The 16716-nt window shown below is 43.5% G+C and carries 16 protein-coding genes; 11 read left to right on the top strand and 5 right to left on the bottom strand.

Annotated features, from left to right (window positions below):
* Nucleotides 1–87: 87 nt before the first annotated feature.
* Entirely contained in the window at nt 88–2652 is a 2565-nt protein-coding gene (locus IWX76_RS00935) for a M1 family metallopeptidase (protein ID WP_196857985.1), read from the top strand.
* A gap of 248 nt (nt 2653–2900) precedes the next feature.
* On the opposite strand, the gene IWX76_RS00930 is transcribed toward IWX76_RS00935, so the two are convergent.
* From IWX76_RS00930 to IWX76_RS00915, 4 genes are all read right to left on the bottom strand, one after another.
* Nucleotides 2901–3896, bottom strand: coding sequence for a 3-keto-disaccharide hydrolase (locus tag IWX76_RS00930; protein ID WP_334640892.1), 996 nt, complete (start codon nt 3894–3896; stop codon nt 2901–2903).
* 19 nt (nt 3897–3915) lie between these two features.
* Entirely contained in the window at nt 3916–4485 is a 570-nt protein-coding gene (locus IWX76_RS00925) for an NADPH-dependent FMN reductase (RefSeq protein ID WP_196857984.1), read from the bottom strand.
* A gap of 293 nt (nt 4486–4778) precedes the next feature.
* Nucleotides 4779–4994, bottom strand: a complete 216-nt coding sequence (locus IWX76_RS18005; RefSeq protein WP_334640890.1) for a DoxX family protein — start codon at nt 4992–4994, stop codon at nt 4779–4781.
* Complete coding sequence (locus tag IWX76_RS00915) at nt 4981–5523, bottom strand: DinB family protein (protein ID WP_334640889.1); 543 nt, start codon at nt 5521–5523, stop codon at nt 4981–4983. Before IWX76_RS00915 ends, IWX76_RS18005 begins: the two co-directional genes overlap by 14 nt.
* Nucleotides 5524–5754: 231 nt before the next feature.
* Between IWX76_RS00915 and IWX76_RS00910 the strand changes: the two genes are divergently transcribed.
* Both IWX76_RS00910 and IWX76_RS00905 read left to right on the top strand, forming a co-directional pair.
* On the top strand, nt 5755–6741 hold the full coding sequence (locus IWX76_RS00910; protein ID WP_196857983.1) for a GlxA family transcriptional regulator: 987 nt from the start codon (nt 5755–5757) through the stop codon (nt 6739–6741).
* A gap of 22 nt (nt 6742–6763) precedes the next feature.
* A complete protein-coding gene (locus IWX76_RS00905) occupies nt 6764–8065 on the top strand; it encodes a M23 family metallopeptidase (RefSeq protein ID WP_196857982.1) in 1302 nt (433 codons plus the stop codon).
* A 61-nt stretch (nt 8066–8126) separates the two neighbouring features.
* Here the strand turns inward: IWX76_RS00905 and IWX76_RS00900 are convergent, their stop codons facing one another.
* Nucleotides 8127–10274: a S9 family peptidase gene (locus IWX76_RS00900; RefSeq protein WP_196857981.1), complete on the bottom strand. Its 2148-nt coding sequence runs from the start codon at nt 10272–10274 to the stop codon at nt 8127–8129.
* A 115-nt stretch (nt 10275–10389) separates the two neighbouring features.
* Here IWX76_RS00900 and IWX76_RS00895 point away from each other — a divergent pair, with 115 nt between their 5' ends.
* From IWX76_RS00895 to moaCB, 8 genes are read left to right on the top strand one after another with little or no spacing between them, the layout of a single operon-like run.
* Nucleotides 10390–11538 carry an XdhC family protein gene (locus IWX76_RS00895; protein WP_196857980.1) on the top strand — a complete coding sequence of 383 codons (1149 nt, stop codon included), beginning with the start codon at nt 10390–10392 and terminating at the stop codon, nt 11536–11538.
* A 2-nt stretch (nt 11539–11540) separates the two neighbouring features.
* On the top strand, nt 11541–12521 hold the full coding sequence (gene moaA / locus IWX76_RS00890; protein WP_196857979.1) for a GTP 3',8-cyclase MoaA: 981 nt from the start codon (nt 11541–11543) through the stop codon (nt 12519–12521).
* A 31-nt stretch (nt 12522–12552) separates the two neighbouring features.
* On the top strand, nt 12553–13161 hold the full coding sequence (locus IWX76_RS00885; protein WP_196857978.1) for a nucleotidyltransferase family protein: 609 nt from the start codon (nt 12553–12555) through the stop codon (nt 13159–13161).
* Nucleotides 13158–14333, top strand: coding sequence for a molybdopterin molybdotransferase MoeA (locus IWX76_RS00880; protein WP_196857977.1), 1176 nt, complete (start codon nt 13158–13160; stop codon nt 14331–14333). The genes IWX76_RS00885 and IWX76_RS00880 overlap by 4 nt, the downstream gene beginning before the upstream one ends.
* Before the next feature lie 6 nt (nt 14334–14339).
* The gene (locus tag IWX76_RS00875; protein ID WP_196857976.1) at nt 14340–15068 is read left to right on the top strand and encodes a sulfite exporter TauE/SafE family protein; all 729 of its coding nucleotides are present in this window, start codon (nt 14340–14342) and stop codon (nt 15066–15068) included.
* Nucleotides 15061–15309 carry a MoaD/ThiS family protein gene (locus IWX76_RS00870; RefSeq protein WP_196857975.1) on the top strand — a complete coding sequence of 83 codons (249 nt, stop codon included), beginning with the start codon at nt 15061–15063 and terminating at the stop codon, nt 15307–15309. The genes IWX76_RS00875 and IWX76_RS00870 overlap by 8 nt, the downstream gene beginning before the upstream one ends.
* Nucleotide 15310: 1 nt before the next feature.
* Nucleotides 15311–15754, top strand: a complete 444-nt coding sequence (locus tag IWX76_RS00865; protein ID WP_196857974.1) for a molybdenum cofactor biosynthesis protein MoaE — start codon at nt 15311–15313, stop codon at nt 15752–15754.
* Nucleotides 15755–16705: a bifunctional molybdenum cofactor biosynthesis protein MoaC/MoaB gene (gene moaCB / locus IWX76_RS00860; RefSeq protein WP_334641334.1), complete on the top strand. Its 951-nt coding sequence runs from the start codon at nt 15755–15757 to the stop codon at nt 16703–16705.
* Nucleotides 16706–16716 lie beyond the last annotated feature (11 nt).

Below are 16716 nucleotides of genomic sequence, written 5' to 3'. Positions count from 1 at the left end.
TCAATGGTTTGAAAAAGTAAATTACAAATATTTTTCTCCTAAATTCAACCCGGTATAAAATACTTATATAATATTTCCATTACGCAGATGAAACCTCTACATACCCTTTGTTGCCTCTTGTTGTTAACGGCAACCAGCTATGCCCAACCAACTGTTCCGCCACAGGCAGTCGAACCTGGGGTATCTTTAGCGCTGGCTACCCAACGACGAAATGACATCAGCCAATTGAATTACGAGCTTCACTTCCAATTACCAGCCGAAAAAAGCAAAGCCATAGCAGGCACAGCAGCCATTAGGTTTCAATTGGCTAACCGACCAGCACTTTTACAACTCGATTTTAAAGCGGGCGATTACCAGGTTAAAACCATTGCTGTTAATGGCAAAAATATTCCTGTCCAATTGAAAAATGAGCACCTGCTTATCGATGGAAAATACCTTGTGGCCGTAAAAAATACCATCAAAATTGAATTTATCGCTGGAAATGCATCGCTAAACCGCAATGACGACTACCTCTATGCCTTGTTAGTCCCTGATCGTGCCCGCACGGTATTTCCGTGTTTTGATCAGCCAGATTTAAAGGCCACTTTCGACTTAACTTTAACCGTACCTTCCCCATGGAAAGTGCTGGCCAATGGCGCTAAAACTGACTCCCTGGTCAAAGGGAACTTGACCACCTACCGCTTTGCCACTACTGAACAGTTACCCACCTATTTATTTTCTTTCACCGCTGGAAAATACACCGCCTTACATCAAAACCCGGGGTCAAGGGCCATGGAATTCCTGCACCGGGAAACTGACCTTAACAAAACAACACGTAGTGTAGACTCTATTTTCATTGCTCACCGCGATGCCATTCAGTTTATGGAGCACTGGACTGGTATCAAATATCCTTTCCAAAAGGTGGGTTTTGTAGCCATCCCTGATTATCAGTTTGGCGGTATGGAGCATCCTGGTGAAATACAGTACAAGGCATCAAGCCTGTTTTTAGGTGAGGGTGCCACCAAAGATCAGTTTATATCACGCTCCAACCTCATTTCACACGAAATTGCCCATATGTGGTTTGGCGACCTGGTGACAATGAAATGGTTCAATGACGTATGGATGAAGGAAGTATTTGCCAATTTTATGGCTGATAAGGTGACAGAGAAACTAATGGGCAGCCAGACTTTTAACTTGAAATTTCTGCAGGACCATTATCCCGCGGCCTATAGTGTAGACCGCACACGTGGTGCCAACCCCATTCGGCAGCAACTCGGTAACCTTCAGGATGCCGGTTCTATGTATGGCAATATCATTTACCACAAAGCACCCATCATGATGCGGCAGCTAGAGAAATTAATGGGCCCAGAACCATTTCAAAAAGGAATACGGGAGTACCTGAATAAATATGCTTACCAAAATGCCACCTGGAACGACCTGATTGCCATCTTGAGTAAACATACGAAAGACGACCTTTATGAATGGAATAAAACATGGGTAAACCAGGCCGGCCGCCCGGTATTTAATTATCAGGTAAATTACTCCGGAAATAAAATCAATAAATTTATAATCACCCAGCAAGCAGAATCAGGTCCATCACGTGTATGGCCTCAAAGTTTTACCATCAAATTAGTATACCCTAACTTTACTAAAATCATCCCGGTTAAAATTAAAGGCCAAAGCCTTGATTTAGCATCAATGAAGGACTTGGAAAAACCATTGTTTATTATATTTAATGCAGACGGTACCGGCTATGGGAGGTTTCCGGTCGACAAAGCCATGATAGACTCGGTATATCAACTGGAAATCCCGCTTGAACGTGCGGCAGCCTACATCAACATTTACGAAAACACGCTCTCCGGACAAGGTTACACCCCAGTTGAGTTGCTGAGGTTGTTTACTGAAGGCTTGCAGAAAGAACAGCAGGAAATGAATTTAAGGATGCTCACAGGTTACATCAGCACCTTGTACTGGACTTTTATCAGCCCGGAACAGCGTCTAGACTATAGCACCCTGCTGGAAGAACGTTTATGGACTACCATGAAACAGCGAAGCCAGGGCAACCAGAAAAAAATTCTCTATAATGCGTTTGAAAACATTTACCTAAGTAAAAAGGCTGGACAAAAGCTTTACAGCATTTGGAAAACCCAAGAGGCGCCAGCAGGTGTTAAACTGATTGAAGATGATTATATATCCCTGGCCTTAATGCTTAGTCTTAAAAGCGACACGACACTTACCGTTATCGATCAACAAATAGCAAGAACAGACAACGTAGACCGTAAAACCCGGTTATTGTTCCTGAAACCTGCTTTGTCTTCCCGCGTCGAAGACCGCGATGCCTTTTTTAACCGCTTAAGCCAACGTGAAAACCGACAAAAGGAAAGCTGGGTAGGATCGGCACTTGCCTACCTCCATCACCCCTTAAGGCAGTATACGTCGATGAAGTACCTGCCAAAAAGTTTATCGCTGTTAACAGAAATCCAGAAAACAGGCGACATTTTCTTTCCTACCTCTTGGCTTAGCGCAACATTTAACAGTTACCAGAGCAAGGCAGCAATGGATATCGTGAATGAGTTTTTACACCAGCATCCGGATTACAACCCTAATCTCCGTGGTAAAATCCTGCAAAGCACCGATCATTTATACCGGAATCAGCAGCTGCTCCGCCCATAAAAATCAGCTCATTATAGCTGCTTTGTAGCAGGCCTGCTCATACCGGGATCTAAAGCTCTATTGCTTGTCAGACACTTCTATATCTCCTGTATATCACAAGGTTGTTTTACCGAACCAGATATAGAGGAGATATAAAGGTGAAGTATAGTTAATAAGCACGAATACCAAACATTAGCCATGCGAAAATCAGTGCATGTCCAGTCGTTAGCCATAACAGTTTTGAAAGGCTAACCGCTCCTTACTAACTCCTAATTCTTCGCTGGGGTAAGCACAATTTTTCTGAACTCCACCGGGCCGTGATCACCCTGAATATAAATCGGTCCAGGTTCACCTTCCTTGCTATCCAGTGCCCCGCCAGTAATGCCGGGAATTTCCTGATTATTGATCACGGTTTTGCCATTGGTTTTCACAGTAACCATCCTGCCAATCAGGGTGACTTCCATGGTTTGCCATTGATCAGGACCTAGAGCAGCAATTTCGCTTGGTGCCAGAAATCCGTAGATACCACCAAATAAGACGTTTGAAGGGTGAGTGTTTTTGTCACTATCTTCAATTTGTAATTCATGTCTACCCCTTAAATAAATACCACTGTTACTTCCTTTAGGGTATTTAAATTCCAGGTATAATTTAAAATCGTTAAACTTCTGATCAGAAATAAGGTTGGAACCAGATTTCGGACTGCTTAATACGCCGTTATTCACCACCCATTGATTGGGTCCTGCGGCTTTCCATCCAGTAAGGTCTTTTCCATTATACAGATTAATGGGTTCAGCCCAGGTTACTTCCTTTGTTCTTTTCAAGTATGGTGCACGTACACCTGTCCAGGTATGTTTTTTACCTTCGCTAGTCACTAATGTACCACTGATCGTGCCGCCTTTAAGTTCTCCTTCGATCACAAAGTCCTGATCACCTTTTTCCCATTGTGGGGGCAGGCTAAAGCTGAATTTCCCCTGGTTAAAGGTCACTTTCGATACTGGTCTTGCACTGCCCGAGACACCAACAAAAGAGCCCACGAGCGTATGTGTTCCTGAAAGTTTCACTTCCAACCAGGAAGGCACGGCCTTACCATTTTCATCCATGGTGATGTCCCAGCGCCCGATAAGGTCTTTAGCCGTTACACTTTGCTGTAGCTGATACTTAGGCGCTTCATCCATCGCCATTAGGGTGTTGCCCATACCAAAACTGAGCAAGGCACTTAAACTGAATACTAGATATTTCTGTTGCATAGGTTTGAAATAAGCCATTAAGATAAGTTATATTTCATTAACTGTCTTCCTTAATCGCCTTCAAACCCTTAGTCCAGCGCAACAATTGTGTTAACATCACTTCTGCAGCCTTGTGAGAGACTTCATTAGCATGGAATTCCCCATGTTCATTGATGTTCTGCGTAAACATCGAAAAGTTGACTGCCTCTGTTAAGGGAACCACCTTGAAGGTTGCCAAATCACCCTTTAGTGCATTTGCTGCCCGGGTACCTGCAGAAATACCACCATAACTAACAATACCTGCGGGTTTATAAGCCCATTCCTGCACCAGGTATTCCAATGCATTGCGTAATGGCGCAGGATAGTTAAAGTTGTACTCCGCAGTAACAAATATAAAAGCATCGGCCTCTTCTATTTTTGCACTCCATTGTTTCGTATGCTCATGTGCATATTTTTTTTGTGATGGATGATGTTCTTCGTTCATCATGGGCAGGTTGATTTCACCAAGATCCAGAAGTTCAACATCAAAAATTCCTTTCAATTTGGCCAGTTCCGTAATCCATCCGGCAACAAGCGGACCTTTACGGCCAGGTCGTACCGTAGACGATATAATTTTAAGTTTAAACATGATATCTTTTTCTAGTTTACAGCTAAACATTTTTGCTATAGAACTAAAACGGTTTCTATCCTGTAATTGTTTGAGCAGGGCCTTTGCTATCCACTAACCGGCGACTGGTATGGATCACTTTTAAATTCATTAACAGGCGTATTTTCATTGGAAAGCAACCTGTGGTAATTAACATAAGAGATCATCAGGATGATTAAAAAAAGAAGCGGGAACAGTGCTATGACCCCCATGCCATCCACTGCCCAGTGGCTAATGCATGCAAAAATAAAATCGAAAGTAAAACCCGCATAAGCCTATTCTTTGGCGCGTGGTGGCAATTTAGGAATAATTAACAGCACACAGCCCAATACCTTAAATACAACCAGGGCGGTACCGAAATACACAGGATAACCTAAATGGCTGATGCCCTCCCTTGCCATTGCAGTGTTATAAGTGAACAAGGGCATCACCCCCTCAAACAAAACTATAATGATCGTGCTGATCCAGAAATAGATTTTAAATTTTTTCATCTTTAAATTGGTTTATGGTGTGGTGTTGGTTTACAATCGTAATGATATTTTTTAATTGGTGCAGGTGGCGACGGGTATGAATAACATTAAAACCGAGCCATTCTAGACGCGTAAAATGTCCATTTTCTGGTATTGCAAAGTCCAGGCACAGTTTCGTCAAATCGGTGGTTAGCAAGGCTTCCCGCTGCTGATCCAGGCGCTGGCGCAAGGCAGTCAATAATTCAGCTTTTTTTAGGTAACCCCCTTTGGGTAACACTTCTTTCGGCGCATTCATTTTAATGCTGAAATCTTCAAAAGCAATTTTCAAAGGCGGTAATTTCTGATCGGCAGGACGGTTACATTCTTCTACATGACCATAGAGGATGGGTAGAATTTCGTACGATTTATACAGATGATCGCCTACCTGCCCGGCGGTCCAGCTCCCGGTAAATGGCACCTGGTTCAATTGCTCCTCCTCCAGAGGAGAAAGCAGATGCAATAATTGGTGCGTAACCTCATCAAATTCCTGCAACAATTCCATTCTAGTCATAACCTATTTTGTTAAGTAACAGACCACCATACAGCGCCCATATAGCTCTATCTCTGGTGAATAATTAACTCAAATATAAGCCACACATGCATTGGGTAGCTAGTGTGATTACGGCAATCGTAAGGGTTGATTACGACAAGACAATTTTGTAACTTTATAATTGTGCGTTCCTCTATTAACCTATAAATTCTACAGGAAATCAGCGTTGAACGACCATCAAAAACAGGAAAGATGAAACAAGTAACCATACTTATCCCAAAAGGCCATACCAGCATGGTAAATATAGCCGGCACCCATCAACTATTTTCCTTTGTAAATGAATTTCTGGAGCAGCAGGGCAAACATCCCCTCTTTCATATTCAACTTGCCGCTGCCGAAAAAAGCATTATCCAATCAAATGGTTTGTTTTCAGTTCATGCCGATTTACTGGTCGAGGACATCAAAAAAACGGATTTAATTATCATTCCGGCCATTCATGGTAATTTTGAAGAAAACCTGGAAAACAACGCTGCCCTCCTTCCCTGGATTGTGGAACAATACCATGGAGGAGCAGAAATCGTAAGCCTTTGTGTGGGTTCTTTTTTCCTGGCCTCCACAGGTTTACTTGATGGTAAAAACTGCTCAACCCATTGGCAGTATGCCAATGAATTTAGAAAACGTTATCCAAAAGCTTTGTTGATGGATGACAAAATACTAACAGAGGCTGATGGAATTTACACCAGCGGTGGAGCCTACTCATTTACCAACCTGATTATTTACCTAATCGAAAAATTTGCTGGACGCGACATGGCCATCCTGGTTGCCAAAGGTTTTATGATCGACCTGGATCGGAACAGCCAGTCGCCATTCACCATTTTCTCTGGTCAGAAAAACCATAAAGATGACGATATCCTAAAAGCACAGGATTTTATAGAAAGGAATTTCCACCAGAAGCTTACCATCGACGGACTATGCGAACATATGGCCTTAAGCAGGCGAACTTTCGAAAGGCGCTTTAAAAAAGCGACTGCAAATACCGTTTGGGAATACCTGCAACGGGTAAAAGTGGAAGCTGCGAAAAAGGAACTAGAGCTGGGTAAAAAAACGGTAAATGAGGTGATGTATAAAGTGGGCTATACTGACCCAAAAGCATTTAGGGATGTGTTTAGAAAAATTACAAACATGACCCCGATGGACTACCTGAACAAGTACAGTGCACAGATGACGCCAACTTTTTAATGTTCTGATTGTTTGTGCTCATATGAAGCACCTTCCGTTCCGCTACCCCCTGCTCCTGCTATCTATCAGCCTGTTGTGCTGGTCATGCAACAATAAGTTAAGTCGCACGCTCTTTAAACCGGCCACACCACATGAACGCTATGCCGAACAATTGAAAAATGCAGGCTTAAAGGAAAGCGCTTTATACAGGTCATGGATGGAATCGGCGGCAAGAAGTATAAATCAGCCTACAACCATCAGCGTTCCATATGCTGAAAAAGGTTATTTCGCCAGTGAGCTGCCCGAGGCGGTAGGATTGGTATTTGAGGCGCGGCAGGGTGAGCAACTACAGGTGAACCTTAGTTTTCAAAGCGCTGATAGCGTACGTTTATTTATGGACCTTTTTGAAGTTCCTGCGGATACCACCACAGGACCAAAACACCTGGTTTCGGCAAAAGATGGCGACAGCAGCTTAAGTTACGCCATTGACATCGATGGCCGTTTTCTGCTCCGTTTGCAGCCGGAACTCCTGGCCAGGGTTTCTTACGATTTGCAGCTTACCGCTGGCCCTTCACTGGAGCATCCGGTAGCCAAAGGCACTAAAAATAGCATTGAAAGTTTTTGGGGCGTGGCCAGGGATGCAGGACAACGAAAGCATGAAGGACTAGATATTTTTGCAGCACGGTCTACACCAGCGGTGGCAGCCGCCAAAGGAGTCATCAGCCGGGTCGGCACGAATAACTTAGGCGGCAAAGTGGTGTTTTTACGGCCCGAAGGGCGTTCCATAAACCTATATTATGCCCACCTGGACAGCCAGCTGGTGGTTAGCGGTCAGCCGGTAGAGATTGGTGATACCATCGGTTTAATTGGCAATACGGGAAATGCGATGACTACACCACCTCACTTACATTTCGGTATCTATACCAACACAGGAGCCGTAGACCCCCTGCCTTTTATTCGGCCAGGGAAATCAACGCCAGCTAAAATTTTAGCCAATACGAACCGTCTGGGGGAAATGATGAGGTTAAATAGTAACCAGGCCGCAGGATTAAAACACACACCTGTGAGAATTGAAGCCGCTACGCAAAATGGCTATCGGGTGGTATTACCCAACCGGCAAAAGACTTTTGTTTTACAACAAGGCTTACAGCCAGTTGTGACGGCTATTCGCACCTTAAAATTGGATAGTGCCAGCGTAGTCTATGCTGCACCACACCCCATGGCAGCACAGCTGAAACCTGGTCCTGTGGCCACTCGTGTTAAGGTTATTGGCGAATATGAAGGTTACTATTTCATTGAACAGGAGAAAAGCCGTGGCTGGATTGCTGGCGATGGTTTGAACTAATGCAAAAAAAAGCTGGTTATGCTTTTTTCAGCATAACCAGCGCTCCTCGAAGGCTTTTATCTTACTTGGTAATGCCTTCTAATTTAAACAAAAAGGCATAGTTGAATGCAATGTCTTTTAGGTAGTCGAAACGCCCAGAAGCACCACCATGACCAAAGTCCATATCAGTTTTCAAGAGCAATACATTCTTATCTGTTTTAGTGGCCCTTAGTTTGGCTACCCATTTTGCAGGTTCGAAATATTGCACCTGACTGTCGTGCAACCCGGTAGTCACCAGCATATTCGGATAAGCTTTAGCTTCCACATTCTCATATGGAGAATAGGTTTTCATATAGTCGTAAGCTGCTTTCTGTTTTGGATTCCCCCATTCATCAAATTCATTGGTGGTCAAAGGAATACTTTCATCCAGCATGGTGTTGATCACATCAACAAAAGGAACTTGTGCAAGAACACCGTTCCATAGATCAGGCGCAATATTAACCACTGCACCCATTAATAAGCCACCGGCGCTACCGCCTTGTGCATATAAATGTCCTTTAGCGGTGAACTTTTGGTTTATCAGGAATTCCCCGCAAGAAATAAAGTCGGTAAAAGTATTTTTCTTTTTCATCAGCTTTCCGTCTTCATACCATTGGCGCCCCATTTCTTGTCCCCCACGAATATGTGCAATAGCATAAACAAAACCACGGTTGAGTAAGCTTAAAGTATTGCTGGAGAACGACGGATCTATGCTGTTTCCGTACGACCCATAAGCATATAAAAGTAAAGGTGCTGTTCCATCTTTCTTAAAGCCATTTTTATACACCAGCGAAATGGGCACCTTGGTACCATCTTTGGCCGTAGCATATAAACGCTCGGTAGTATAGGCGGTTTTATCGTAGCCTCCAACCACTTCCTGTTCCTTCATCAATTTCCTGGCTTTGGTTTCCATGTTATAATCGAAAACAGAATTTGGGGTAGTCATGGAGGTATAACTGTAACGCAAGGTTTTGGTATTGTATTCCGGGTTGGCACCCGTACCAGCACGGTAGGCAGGTTCCTCAAAAGCTACAAAATGTTCTGCACCATTGCGGTTTTGGATACGTAATTGTATCAATCCATTTTTACGTTCGGTGATGGTGATAAAATCCTTAAACTCATCAACACCTTCCAACAATACATCTTTGCGGTGTGGGATCACCTCTTTCCAGTTTTCTTTTGCCGTTTGATCCAACGGGCATTCCATCAAACGGAAATTTTTGGCATTCCAGTTGGTCAGGATCAGAAATTTATCATCCAGTGCAATCATCTCATACAACACGTCTTTACTGCGTGGTGCCATTAACTTAAAGGGCTGGTCTGGCATGCTTGCATCAATCATCCTCATTTCAGACGATAAGGTGGCCATGGAATAAATGAAAATATGCTTGCCATTTTTGCTTTTGCCTACGCCAATATAATTGGTATTGTCTTTCTCATGGTAAACCTCTGCATCTTGTTTGGCATCGGTACCCAGGCGGTGCTTTTTAATTTTTTCACTTAACAAAGTGACCTCATTTTTTGACGTGTAAAACAAGGTTTTATTATCAGCTGCCCAAATCGGATCTGCTTCTGTATTAGGAATGGCATCTTTAAGAATTTCTCCTGTCTCCAGGTTTTTGATATGGATGGTATATTGGCGGCGGGAAACTTTGTCGACCCCGTAAGCCAATAGTTTGTTATCCGGACTCACCTTCATGCCATTTGCCGAGAAATAAGGCAAACCTTTGGCCATTTCATCCACATCCAGCAATACCTCTTCCGGTGCACTCAAGCTACCTTTTTTGCGGCAATATTTAAAATATTGTTTGCCATCTTCGGTGCGGGTATAATAGTAATAACCGTTATTCAATACCGGGACCGACTCATCTTTTTCTTTAATGCGACCTTTCAATTCTTTGAACAGGTCATCCCTAAAATCTTTGGTACCACTCATCATGGTATCCGTATAGTTGTTTTCTGCTTCCAGGTATTGCACCACACGGCTGCTGTCTCTACCTTTTTTAAAGTAATCGATCATCCAGTAGTAATTGTCGACCACGGTATCAGCATGCAATACTCTGGTTGTTGGTAAAATTTCTGCTACAGGCGGGGTGGCTTCGGGCCATTGGGTTGATTTCATGTTCTTTTCTGAGTTGTTGCATGCCACCAGGACAGGTAAAAGCAGCAGGAGCGGTAATTTTTTCTTCATTTTTCGGTTATTTTAGCGGTTTAGGTAGGTTCTATCTCAACAAAAATAACGAAATTTAGCTACTGCAGAATAAAATGCCGAAAAACAAAACAGACAAGCAACCGTTTTAACTCCTATGAAGGAAATACAGGAAATTATAAAGGCTTTTGAGCATGCACAGCAGTCTGGACAGAAATCTGCCCTGGCTACGGTAGTGCAGGTAGATGGGTCATCCTACAGGCGTGCGGGTGCCAGGATGCTGGTCACTGAAGATGGCCAATTAACTGGAGCCATTAGCGGGGGTTGCCTGGAAGGTGACGCCTTAAAAAAAGCCCTTCTGGCGATATTTCAGCAGGAAAATAAGCTGGTCACCTACGATACGACTGACGAAGACGACCTGAAGTTTGGTGTACAGCTGGGCTGTAACGGCATTGTTCACATCCTATTTGAACCCATTAACGCAGAATCGCCCTTCCATCCCATTGACTTTTTAAAACAATTGGCCAGTGAGCGTCAAAACGCAATATTGGTTACCCTATTTTCCATAAGTGGACAGCAGCAGCCAGGTACCGCATTACTTTTAAGGGACACCTTAGAAAGTACCTTAGCTGTTGAACAGCAGGATCAGCTTTTACCGATTCTGGAAAAATCCCTTCAAGGCAAGAGGACCGGTGTGGAAACCGGTGTATTAAACGACCCCTCGTTAAATGCTTTGGTAGAATTTATTCCGCCAGCGGTTTCCCTGGTGATTGCCGGAGCCGGTAATGATGCACAACCGGTTGTAAACATGGCGAGTTTATTAGGCTGGCAGCTGACGATTGTGGACGGGCGACCAACACATGCCGTACAAAGTCGTTTCCCGAAAGCTGATCATGTACTTCTATTAAAGCCTGAGCAGGTTTTGGCACAAGTGCCCGTTGATGAGCAGACGGTTTTTATTCTCATGACACATAATTATAATTACGACCTGGCTTTATTGAAACTTTTACAACAGCAGGAAACACCCTATATTGGTATTTTAGGGCCGAAATCAAAGCTCAACAAGATGTTTACTGAACTGCAGGCGCAAGGCATTAACTGGACAAGCGAAGAGCTGGAAAAAGTGTATAGTCCGCTGGGCCTTGACATAGGGGCAGAAACCTCGGAAGAAATTGCCCTTTCCATGTTAGCGGAAATTAAAGCCGTATTATCCGGAACCACAGGCGCTTCATTAAGGTATAAAACCACGTCTATTCATAGCAAACCGCCTGATGCAGGCAAAGAAACATTACCCCTAAATAAATAGTAATGATTATAGACACCTACGGAAGAATTCATGATTATTTAAGGATATCCCTCACCGATAATTGCAACCTCAGGTGTTTTTACTGTATGCCCGATGAAAATTATGACTTTGCTCCAGCATCTAAATTGATGCAAGTGAGTGAAATAGAAACATTGGCTAAGTTATTTGTTGAACAGGGTGTTAAAAAAATTCGCCTTACCGGTGGCGAGCCGTTGATTAGAAAAGATGCTCCTAAAATACTGGAAGCCCTAGGTAAACTTCCGATAAATCTGGCCATCACCACCAATGGCACCAGGATTCATATGCTTTTACCAGAACTGATGGCGGCCAAAGTAAGCACCATCAACATTAGCCTGGATACCCTGCAGGAAAATAAGTTTTTCAAAATAACCAGACGCGACCTGTTCCAACAGGTTCGTCAAAATGTTGATTTATTATTGGCACTCCCTGTGAAAGTGAAGATCAATGTGGTGGTAATGAAAGGACTTAATGATGACGAGATTCTTGATTTTATCCACTGGACTAAAGATAGTCCGATTGAAGTCCGTTTTATTGAATTTATGCCTTTTAGCGGCAACCATTGGACCAGCAACCAGGTATTCACCTTGCAGGAAGTGCTTAATGTGATTGAAAAACATCACTCGGTACTGGCCGTTGCATCAGAACCCAATGATACGGCTAAAAGTTTCAGGATTCCCGGCCACGTAGGCTCTTTTGCCGTAATCAGCACGATGAGCGCGCCTTTTTGCAGCAGCTGCAACCGCATGCGGCTAACGGCAGATGGTAAATTAAAGAACTGCCTGTTCTCCACTACAGAGACGGATTTGTTATCGGCCTTACGCGCAGGGCAAGAAGTATTGCCCCTGATTCATTCCTGCATACAAGGAAAGGCAAAGGCCCTTGGCGGTCAGTTTTCCGGTATTTTCGAAGAAATAGATCCCGATACAATAGAAAACAGAAGTATGATTACCATTGGAGGTTAACCTTTAATTTATTCACCATATTCGCTTGGCCATGAAAAAAGAAGAAAAAATTGGAATTATTATTTTGGCCGCAGGAAATTCAATGCGCTTAGGGCGACCAAAACAATTGCTCCCTTACCAGGAAAACTGTTTGTTAAAAAGAATGGTGATGGAAGCGATGGCCGTGTCTAACACCCTAACCCTGGTTGTCACTGGCTATAAAAATGAGGTGATGGAGGCTGAAATAGCTGATACCGGGGTAAAGACTGTTTATAACCCGGAATGGCAGGAAGGCATGGCCTCCTCGATTCGATTAGGTGTAGAAACCTTGAAAGAATGGTTACCCCAGTTGGACTCCTGTATTCTTAGTGTGTGCGACCAGCCTCATGTTAATCGGGAGGTGTTCAAAGCGCTGATTAAGAAACACCTGAATGCTGGCGAGGAACTGATTGCTTCGGCCTATGCCGACACCCTGGGTACTCCAGCCCTGTTCAGGAGAAATTACTTTAAAGATTTAATGCTGCTGAATGGCAGAGAGGGTGCTAAAAAAATCTTTTTGCAATACCCTGACGTCGTATTTAAACTTCCTTTTGAAAAAGGAGCCATCGATATTGATACCGAGGAAGACTATATTAACCTGATGAAAAGTACTGCCATATGATTTCTGTTGAAGCCGCCAAAGCCATTATTAAAGACTGTACAATAAAAGCTCCAATAGTAAAAATCTCCTTAGTGGAAGCCTTGGGACTAACCCTGGGCGAACCGGTTTATGCAGCCATAGACATTCCAGCATTTACACAGTCGTCTATGGATGGTTATGCATTGAAATTCTCAGACTTGCGTGAACTGGAGCTGGCCGGAGAAATGCAGGCTGGCGCTACAGCTATACAAAAGATGGAACCTTACCAGGCAACACGCATTTTTACCGGGGCACCCCTGCCTGAAGGCGCCGACACGGTGATTATGCAGGAAAAAGTAAAACGGGAAGGTGGACAGCTGTTGTTATTGGATGACCAATTGCGGATGGGCACTAATGTACGGCCCATTGGTGCTGAAGCTAAAAAAGGCGAATTGGCCATGGACGCTGGCACTTACCTTTCTCCGGCAGCCATCGGGTTCCTGGCAGGCATTGGATTAACGGAAGTACCGGTTTACCAACCCCTACAAGTAACGATCATCCTGACAGGAAATGAATTGCAGGATCCGGGAAAACCATTAGCCTTTGGACAGGTGTATGAGGCCAATTCGGTGATGCTAAAGGCGGCCTTACAACAGGCCCAGGTGAAACAGGTAAAGGTTTTAAAAGCAGTTGATAAACTGGACGAGCTGATTTCGGTATTGCAGACGTCGCTGTTAATAAGCGATATGGTGCTGTTGACAGGTGGTGTTAGCGTGGGCGACTACGATTTTGTAGTGGCAGCGACCGCGGCGTGTGGCATCACTCAGCAATTCCATAAGATCAGACAGAAACCTGGTAAACCTTTATTTTTTGGCACAAAAGGTCGGCAACTGGTATTCGGCCTTCCTGGCAATCCCTCATCGGTTCTCACCTGCTTTTACGAATATGTATTACCAGCGTTGGCTGCTACTGGTCAACAGCTACAAGAAGTAAAACAAATAACTGCCACACTTACAAATAATTATAAAAAGACAATGGGACTAACTCATTTTATAAAAGCCTCTTACCAGAATGGACAGGTAACACCCTTGCCTGCACAGGAGTCCTTTCGTTTACATTCTTTTGCACAAGCTAATGCCTTTATCGTTTTAAAGGAAGAACAAACGGAAGTAGTGGCCGGGGAGATTGTTGATGTACATTTGCTACCCCTTTAATGAACTATGGAGTTATTTTATGTGATCCTTTTTATTGTTGCTTTTCTATATGCATCTGTTGGGCATGGCGGCGCTAGCGGTTATTTAGCATTAATGGCCATTTACGGCATTGCCCCGGAAGAAATGAAACCCACAGCCCTTCTACTTAATCTTTTTGTTTCAGCAGTTTCATTTTCACAGTATTATCGCGGCAATTATTTCAGGAAGGATTTATTTATCCCACTGGCACTTGCCTCTATCCCCATGGCTTTTGTAGGTGGTATGATTGATATAGAGGCTAACATTTATAAAAAAATTCTGGGTTTACTACTACTGCTGCCTATCATTCGCTTTGTCTTTTTCAGGAACCCCGAGCCAGGGGAAATGCGCTCTTACAAACTTGTACCCGCCTTATTGATTGGAGGAAGCATTGGATTGCTATCGGGCATGATTGGCATTGGGGGTGGAATTATTTTGTCGCCTGTTATCTTGCTACTCAAATGGACAGATCAAAAACAAACTGCAGCGATCAGTGCCATTTTCATCTTTGTTAATTCCCTGGCCGGACTAGCAGGCCAGTTTACACAAGGTATACAATTCAATAACCATATGTTTGCTTATGTGCTTGTAGCGTTTGCCGGTGGAAGTTTTGGCGCTTATTTTGGTGCGTTAAAGTTTAACCAGCGTGTGTTAAAACAAGTACTTGCTGGTGTGTTATTGGTTGCATCCTATAAATTACTTTTTACTTATGCTTAACATTCTTATTAAAACAGTCACCGTAAAGGTTTTTGGTCAGCTGGCAGACAACACCCGCTTAGCCGAATGGCAGATGCAGGCCACAGATACCGACGATTTACAAGCACAGATTGGAAAATTATATCCTGTGCTGCAAAGTAAGAATTACCTGATTGCCGTGAACGAATTTATAGTCACCGAGAACACCACATTAGAAGAAAACGACCTGGTGGCCCTGCTGCCGCCATTTTCGGGAGGATAATATGAAAGATAAACGAAAAAGTATATTTATGGCCGGTGCTATTCCTGCCGATTTTATAGCAACGAGTATACAAAAGCACGCCACCAATAAAACTATTGGCGCGCACAGCCTGTTCTTAGGTCAGGTAAGGGCCGATGCTATAGCTGAAAAAACCGTAGCTGCGATAGAATATACCGCCTATGAGGAGATGGTATTGGAATTAATGTTTCATATAAGAGAAAGCATATTTGAAAAATACCCTGCGCTTACCTGTATGCATATACACCACAGCCTGGGCATGGTAAAGGCTGGAGAAATCTGCCTTTTTGCATTCACCTCTTCCAAACACCGTAAAGTGGCTATAGATGCCTGTGAGGAAGTAGTAGAACGCATTAAAGCTGAATTACCTATTTGGGGTAAGGAATGGTTTGAAGATGCCACACACCAATGGAAAATAAATAAATAAATAAATAATAAGGGTAGACATATAAACATGGTAGACATAACACATAAATCAACCACTTTACGAAAAGCTATTGCCACTGCTGTGGTGAAAACATCCATGCGGGAAACCATGGAGGCTATTGACCAACGTAGGGTTCCTAAGGGTGATATCTTTGAATTTGCACGGGCTTCTGCCCTATTTGCCATTAAAAAAACAAGTGATGTCATTCCTGACTGCCACCCTCTCCCGGTAGAATTCGCTTCAATAAGTTATAGCATAGATGACCTTTCGGTGAAGATTACTGTAGAGGTGCATACGGTGTACAAAACGGGTGTGGAAGTTGAAGCTATGCATGGTGCTTCAGTGGCAGCATTGGTCATGTACGATATGCTTAAACCAATAGACAAACATGTAGAAATTCAGAATATCAGGTTGCAGGAGAAAACTGGTGGTAAAAGTGACCAGAAAATAGCCGCAAAGCTGGGCCTACGTGCAGCGGTTGTGGTTTGCTCTGACCGAGTTTCCAGTGGAAAAAGACAAGACAGTGCCGGTTTAGCTATTGTGGACACCCTAGAGAAATACGGATTTGCTAATGTTGCGTATTCGATCATTGCAGATGACTTTGACCTCATACAAACACAGGTAAAAAATTACAGTACTTCTGGAATAGACCTACTAATTTTCACGGGTGGCACTGGTTTATCAGCCAGAGACGTTACGCCTGAAGCGGTGAGTCCATTGATTGATCAACCTGTACCCGGAATTATGGAAGCTGCCCGTAGTTACGGTCAACAGCGCAGCAAATATGCCATGTTATCTCGTGGGGTGGCTGGTTTTGTAAAAAACACACTGGTAATCACCCTACCGGGATCAACAAATGGTGCAAAAGAAACCATGGCCGCCCTGTTTCCACAGCTACTGCATATTTTTGAAGTACACAATAACATAGACCACCCATTGGAACTAAAATAATACAGGTGATA

This window comes from Pedobacter sp. CAN_A7, from assembly GCF_015752175.1.
Classification (GTDB): Bacteria; Bacteroidota; Bacteroidia; order Sphingobacteriales; family Sphingobacteriaceae; genus Pedobacter.
Note: the sequence above shows the minus strand (reverse complement) of the source record. Positions and strands in the feature narration are given on the sequence as shown.